This window comes from Paenochrobactrum glaciei (assembly GCF_039522165.1).
GTDB classification, from domain to species: Bacteria; Pseudomonadota; Alphaproteobacteria; order Rhizobiales; family Rhizobiaceae; genus Paenochrobactrum; species Paenochrobactrum glaciei.
In genome coordinates this window covers 1-7,083 of sequence record NZ_BAAADE010000025.1, presented here as the reverse complement: position 1 = coordinate 7,083, position 7,083 = coordinate 1, and the positions used below count along the sequence as shown (strand labels likewise).

Annotated in this window: 4 protein-coding genes; all 4 read right to left on the bottom strand. The window is 37.8% G+C overall.

Going from position 1 to position 7,083, the window contains the following annotated elements; translation table 11 throughout:
* Nucleotides 1-119: 119 nt before the first annotated feature.
* Nucleotides 120-548, bottom strand: coding sequence for a glycosyltransferase (locus ABDZ76_RS17290; RefSeq protein WP_343808535.1), 429 nt, complete (start codon nt 546-548; stop codon nt 120-122).
* Nucleotides 549-727: 179 nt separating this feature from the next.
* Nucleotides 728-2,014: a rhamnosyltransferase WsaF family glycosyltransferase gene (locus tag ABDZ76_RS17285; protein ID WP_343808532.1), complete on the bottom strand. Its 1,287-nt coding sequence runs from the start codon at nt 2,012-2,014 to the stop codon at nt 728-730.
* Nucleotides 2,015-2,017: 3 nt separating this feature from the next.
* Entirely contained in the window at nt 2,018-5,770 is a 3,753-nt protein-coding gene (locus tag ABDZ76_RS17280; RefSeq protein WP_343808529.1) for a glycosyltransferase, read from the bottom strand.
* Between the two features lie 12 nt (nt 5,771-5,782).
* Nucleotides 5,783-7,083 (bottom strand): hypothetical protein (locus tag ABDZ76_RS17275; protein ID WP_343808526.1); only part of this gene is annotated, 1,301 nt, incomplete at its 5' end.

Here is a 7,083-nt window from a genome sequence, read left to right as displayed (position 1 = left end):
TCCAGCTTCCTGCTCTTTAATCATCCCGATTATCTGTTCGTCTGAAAACCGTGAGCGTTTCATTGTCCATCTCCTACCAAGGATTGAACTCTACCAAAATCTGGAGGAGTTTGCGGGGCTCACGTCAGTGACAGTCCTGTCGGATTTCCATCGACATCAACCAAGCGAGTTCGACCGCAGTACATAACTGGAGTGTCCTCACCCATAGATATGAGCTTATTCATTGCGACCTCAAGTTTATCTCTATGCCAAATATCATCTTGATCGCTAAAAGCTACGTATGTTTTTTTATCGCTCACTGCTTGTATTAGATAGCGAAAATTCTCTGCATGTCCTGCCCTTGGTCCTTGTATGATTTCAAAAGAACCCTTACTCCAAGACTTTTTCCATGTATCGATTATCTCAAGAGTGTTATCTGATGAGCCATCATCGCTGACAATTAAATCTATATTTTTCCATGATTGATTGGCAAAAGAGCTGAGTTGTTCCTCAAGGAATGCAGCACCATTATAAGTTGCTAAGAGAATAGTGATTTTTTTATCATACAATATGAAGCTCATTTATGATTATGTAAAAACGTTGCTGTGAGCCCACGCCTGAGGTTAGTTTACAGCATGACTTCCGTGCCATTCTAGACAGTGATCTCATCTATAAAATTGGAAAAGACCATATAATAGAGTTATATCCGCTTTCTTGAAATGGCAGCAGTAGCATTGCGCAACAAAAACTATACAGCATCAATTTTTGAAAAATTTCGAACTGCAATATTAATTTTTTCTAAACTTCTCTCCCAGTCAACTTTTTCAATATATTTAAGCCCCGCCAGAACTTGGGATTCATGTAAGGAATTATCATGCAATAGTTTTTTTACTGCATCCGCAATACTTTTGGGGGTGGGGTGCGCCAAACTAATAGCTGCATCAGGAAAAACAGATTTCATACACTCAGTATCTAGGTCAACAACTGCACAGCCACAGGATATCATCTCATTCGGTATCAATGAGTAATTTGTAAAGGACGTTACAATACCCACGGAAGCGTAATTATATAGTTTGCACAACTCCTCGTGACTCAAAATTCCGTGATTTTTATCGATCCATAAAAAATCACCAATCGGAAGATGGGGATCTCCGAATACCTCAATGCGGACATCAGGCACCTGTTCCTTAATCTTCTTAAGCGACCACATAACGAGCTCATAGCCGCGTCGTTCAGTATGTTGACGAATGTAAGCAATAACTAATTTTTTATCTCTCTTAACATCAGACAATTGATGGTATTCGCGCTTGTCAACCCCTAACTCGAAACCTACTGTTTGCATTTTATATTCTTGTGAGAGCTTCTTCGCTAGCCATGGGGAAGCGCAAAGACCCCACAATCCGAGTCTATAGCTGTCTTCAGAAAATGCATAGTGGCTGCCCGGTGGGTAAAAATATGGTTCAAAGTCTTGAACAAGATATCCTTTAGAGCGAGCTTTGATTTGATATTTTATGGCATACGCACTGGGCCAGAATGTAGCAACCGCAATATCAAAAGAGCGTTCTGTCGCCTCAGCGTATTTTAAAATCGAACATTCATTGGGTGCGAAATCAAACTCATCCATCCATTCATGCTCATACTTTTTAAAATTATGATCAGGAACCTCAGGATAAAACGCAACGTAGCATTTAATACCGGATTCTGTGAGTTTCTTTAGAATTCTTGCCATTGTCATGCGCCCACCAGAACCTCTCTCAGGTGGAGGTACCAACATAAGCAATGTAAGATTTGAGCTGTTATGATCTAGCTTTTCATCGACTGTCTGAAAATCATCAAGAACAACCATTTTTGTGGCTTCTAGGCCGTTTAAAATTGATTTTTCCCAAACTTTACGCTCGGAATCACGAGTTACGGTCGAGTCAGTAATTGCCGTTTTTCGAATGAGGCGGCCTCTGACCCTGATCAAGAGGCCATGAATTCCTTCGTAGTAGAAAATTCGACAAGTTTTTAAAATAATTATAAAGGGGTTTTTCAACTCTTATTCCTCGTAAGGTTTTTGATAGACATCAAGCATCAACCTTTTCCAATGTGCGTCTTGATCTTTAAAAATTAACTCAGCATTATTCTCATGAAAACGATAATAAGCTAACATTTCTTCTGCGGCATATAGTTTGCATCCGTTATATGCTAATCGAAGCCAAAGCTCATGATCTTCTCTATATCGCATCTCATTTCGGAAAGCCCCAAAACGGTTTAAAATATCCAGACGAACTGAAACTGTTGATGTCCACGCAGGGTTAACTTCCGTCATTTTTTGAAGAGGTAATGTAAAAGATTTGCGGAATTGACCGTCACTGATGCCTTCAATTATTCGCTTACCATCCGAAATTATTTCGACAGACCCATAAACCATGTCGGCATCGTTATATAGAAAATGAAAAAGCGTATCTTTCAAACGATTAGGTGCCGAAATATCATCACTATCCATAAATGCTATGTATTCACCACGCGCAAGCTTAATGCCGGTGTTGCGTCCACGGCATGCATTTCCACTATTATCCTCATATTTATGAACCCTGACCTGTGGGTGCTGAGAATAACGATCTACAATTTCAATTGTATCGTCTGGTGACCCATCACAAACAAGAATTAATTCAAAATTTTTGAAGGATTGATTTAAGATGCTCTCTATTGCGACTTCAAGCTGCCAAGTCCGATTATAAATCGGGATTACAACTGAAAAAACTGGACGGTCATACTTCGCAGTATTTAGCTGGGATATTTTTGATTTTACGGAAAAAGTTTTTCTTTTTCTGGTTATTGCCGAACAAATTCTTCGGGAAATAGATTTTGTAATTTCACCCTTTGGGGTATTTAAATATCCGCGTCCCTGCCGAGCCAGAGATAAAGTCTTGCGCAGTGAATAATCTGTTAGTTTGCGATGTATTGTGCCTTCAGGGAGTAACTTTTTATAAATTTTAGCCCCAGCACGTGCCACGCGTAAAGATCGGGAACTATTAATGATATTTAACTGATCACGTACATGAGTTAGCTGCGCAGTTAAGGAGCTAATTTCTTCATTCTGCTTTACAAAACGACCCAATAATAGTTCACTAGGAACAAATGTTCGAGCAAATGTTTCTTGCACAGAACTCACGAGAACTAATAGACGCTTGATTGCCGCTGCCGTCTTTTCAGGCAACTCATTTTGTTCATTTGCCCAAAATACTAAAGGATGTACAGCTTTTGGACGATACCAAAATACATCGCCTACAGGGAAAAAGAAATCACTGCGTTTATAGCCTGTATGAAACTTCATCCCAGCCAAAATACGATCCATTTCTTTACGGACTTCAAATGGAATTATACCTCCAGGTGCCATTTTTATTGCATCAAAAGCTTCTTGATATGCTGTTGGAAAAACCAGACCAAGTTTATTGTCGTTCGTAAAACAAGACACAATCTCAGTAAATGCAGAAGGGGATAATGAACCGTCTATTAAATGCTGAATCCAGGCTGACGACATTGTAACATGAGGATCAGGGTTGACCGCACCTAAATGACACAAAAGGTCATAATCGCTTCCATGACTAGTGGTATTGGCGATCCAAGAACTTATGCTGTTTCCTCCTGTAGAAAAAGATATAGTTACTCGCCGCATCTTGGATAAATTCAACGAATCTACAAAAGTTTCAATAAGTTTTTTAACTTTAATGTCATTTGTAGTAATGAATAAATCAAATTTATTATTATTATTATAAATAGGGACTAATATTTGTTGTATGAATTTATAGCTGTTGACATAAATGTGGATACCTATTTTCAAATTTTTTATATTAGGCTGATTGTCAGTGATGATAATATTTGATGGCTCAACAAATCCACTTGGATGTGGAAGATTTCCAAATTCTTGATAGTGAACTATTTTTGTGGAAAGTGAACGGTCTTCATTCAAAAAATACGCATCTGCAAAAGATATGTTGGAAAAAATTTTCTCTTCGCACTCAACAGATTGGCCAAATGCATATTGCATTAACTGAAGCAGATGTTGCTTTTCTTTAATCTTAAGATAGTGCGCATACGGCCCTAAAATCTCTTTAGCAATTTTAACAAAGTCCAGTGTAGCGCACTGGATCTTAGTCAAGTCTTCATGCATCTTGTTTGAAAAAAACTCGTTCGATTTTAATAATGGCTGAATTCCTCCATCATCAACAAAGCCTATACAGGCAGCCTCAACAGGGGAAAATAGCTCCTCAAAGAAAACAAAAATACCAGGCACATAATGTAAAACTTCTTCTACGTCTTTTAATAAAACGTGAGTTGTTGTTCCATAAATTTGGTCTGATTTTTTATTCTCATCGTTCTCACTTAGATAAATTTTATCAATATTTTTCCCTGTTAATGCTCCAATGGCACGAGAAACAGACCCTCCATATCCAACATCGAATATAATTGCGCGATTATCACTATTGCAATCAATTTTATCAGAGTAATATTGGGTAGCCAATGTATACTCATTCTCAAAAAAACGACGCAATTGAGCGTCATACTTTACACAAACACGCTTAATGGCTGTTTTATTATCTAAGTATGGCGAATTCAGCTCTTCTTCACTTAACTCTTTTAAAAAGGCATCATAAATATCAATATTTTTGTCCTCAAAAACATAATGCAGAAGACTGCGAAGAGTATACCCTTCCATTCGGAACATTTTTTCCGATAAAAAAGCTGCGGGGTCTCCCTTATATCGATGAATATCGTAGGCTGCTCGGCCACAATATACATATCGTGATGGGATTTTATCTTCCCCGGTCGTCAGTAAATTATAAGACCGCATTGGTAGATAACCATCGCGTGATGCAAAGCAAATATTAGGGTAATTGTTTTGAATCTTATTTGACTGAGATAATTCATTTGCGATATAGAAAAGAAGCGGTCCCAATCCGACAAACCCAAACAAAGACAAATCATTCTCGAACAAAGATGTCCCGTGTTGAGCGGTATTATTGGTAAACCAGTAGTTAATAGCCAGCCCTAAAAGTAAGCGAGCTGCAGGGTCTAAGTGCTTAGAATCTGCTAGTGCACGCTTCCATTGACTGTCTGGCGCAGCAAAGACGTATTCACTTACACAAGGATAGTGCAACCCGACAATGCCGGAAGCCATTGCCATTTCAACATCCGAGTGAAAATTGTCCCCAATGTGAACAACCCTAGAAGGATCAATCTTCTCACTTCGTAGGACATGGACATATAAATCACCCAAGTCTTTCCTTGCGTCGCATTCATTTGACACATAAATATCCGACACCCCTTCAAACCCTTTCTTTTGAAGAAGATCGTGTAAAAAAGACTTAGGAAAGTATGTATCAGAAACAACAATAACTTTCTTTTTTAGTAATATCGCTTTCTCATAGAGCCTCTTAACATCATTTCGTGGTAACAATGTTTTATGTTCAAGTTCAAGCTCAAACTTACAGAGTTCGGAGCATTTTTTTTGATCAAGATTGTGTGCTCGCGCAATTTGGCAATAAATCTCCTCAAGGGTATGCAGATTGCGATAAGGGCCAGAATTGCTATTTAAAGTAATTATTTCATTTTCAGCATTGGCCCTGATATCTGCGAAATTGTTTAGGCCGAACACTTCATTACCGCGCATTCCAACAATATAAAAAAGATCTGCAGGCTCAAAACAAGGCCTAAAAAACAAAGTGTCAAAAAAATCAAAGCTAATTATCTCAACGTTAGAAGAAGAAATAATTTCATTGAAAAACTGTTCCTGATCTTTCATCATTCTCATTCACACTCAGTTAAAAATTTTCTTAAATTGACGAGCCGGAAAAGTAATTATCTTACCGATAAGATAACTCCAGCTACTAGATATCAATAGATTATCTGCAAGCAATTTTTCTGCCTTATTATTCGCTTCAACAGCTATTCTTCTTGCATTATAGCTTTCACGATGCGCTTCGGCAATTTCCTGATTGAGAAGAGATTGCTTTAATTGAAGTTCCTTTATTAAAGAATCTTTTCTGTCTTTTTCTTTCACCGCTACAACATTTTTCTTTTCAAGTTCAGCACCATGTAAAATTTGTTTATTCAAACTATTTGTTGTCAATGAAAAATGGTGATGCGTACGATAGGTTTCACATAAGTTTTTCAGCCTATTATATTCTAATATAGATATTATTTCACCTAACCAAGTAACAGCAGAAGATAAATCTGATATTCTATTGAGAATATCTTCGCAAATATCTTGTTTATACAAAATACATAAACCAAATATACCTGGTATATTTAAATATGACCATTCAGGATTTTCAATTATAAAATCTTCAACAGCAGTCAAAACACCATTTTTAACTCCGCCACGCGCATCTGCAAAAACATAATTAGGATCACCAGAAGCAAGCCCAAACTTAGTTAAACCTGAAATTTCAGGGTCAACCCCAAGACCTGAAATGGATGCTTGCCGAGATTCCTCAGGTACATAAGATGGTAGATAATATGAATCTCGTCGATCTTGTGGCCACCCTACATCATGAAGAAAAATTAAAGGAAAATCAGAAGAAGAAGATGGTATTTTTTTTATAAGATCTAATTCTCCTTTTACTGTATAATAATTGTGATCTCCATCCACAAAATAAACATCACATAATGTGACATCACTTAATCCTTTATGGGATGGTTTTTGAATGAAAATATAGTTTTCATAATCCTGTTTATTATCAATAGTAGGGTCAATACCATAGACCTTACTTGAATGGATGCGCGCCATCTCAATGATTTTTCGAGACAGAATTTGTCCCTCTACTCCAATTTCGCAGTACGCCTGAGGACAAAGGCCCGCCAGTACCCTTTCAAATATTGATGAAAAATTCGCCATTGAGTGAAGGAAAGGACCTGACTGATGAGGGGCATTTATACCGAAATTATCCTGTCCATCGATCACTTTCTTCACCTCAACCATTTTCTTAAAGTTTGACGTGAGCCCCGCAAACTCCTCCAGATTTTGGTAGAGTTCAATCCTTGGTAGGAGATGGACAATGAAACGCTCACGGTTTTCAGACGAACAGATAATCGGGATGATTAAAGAGCAGGAAGCTG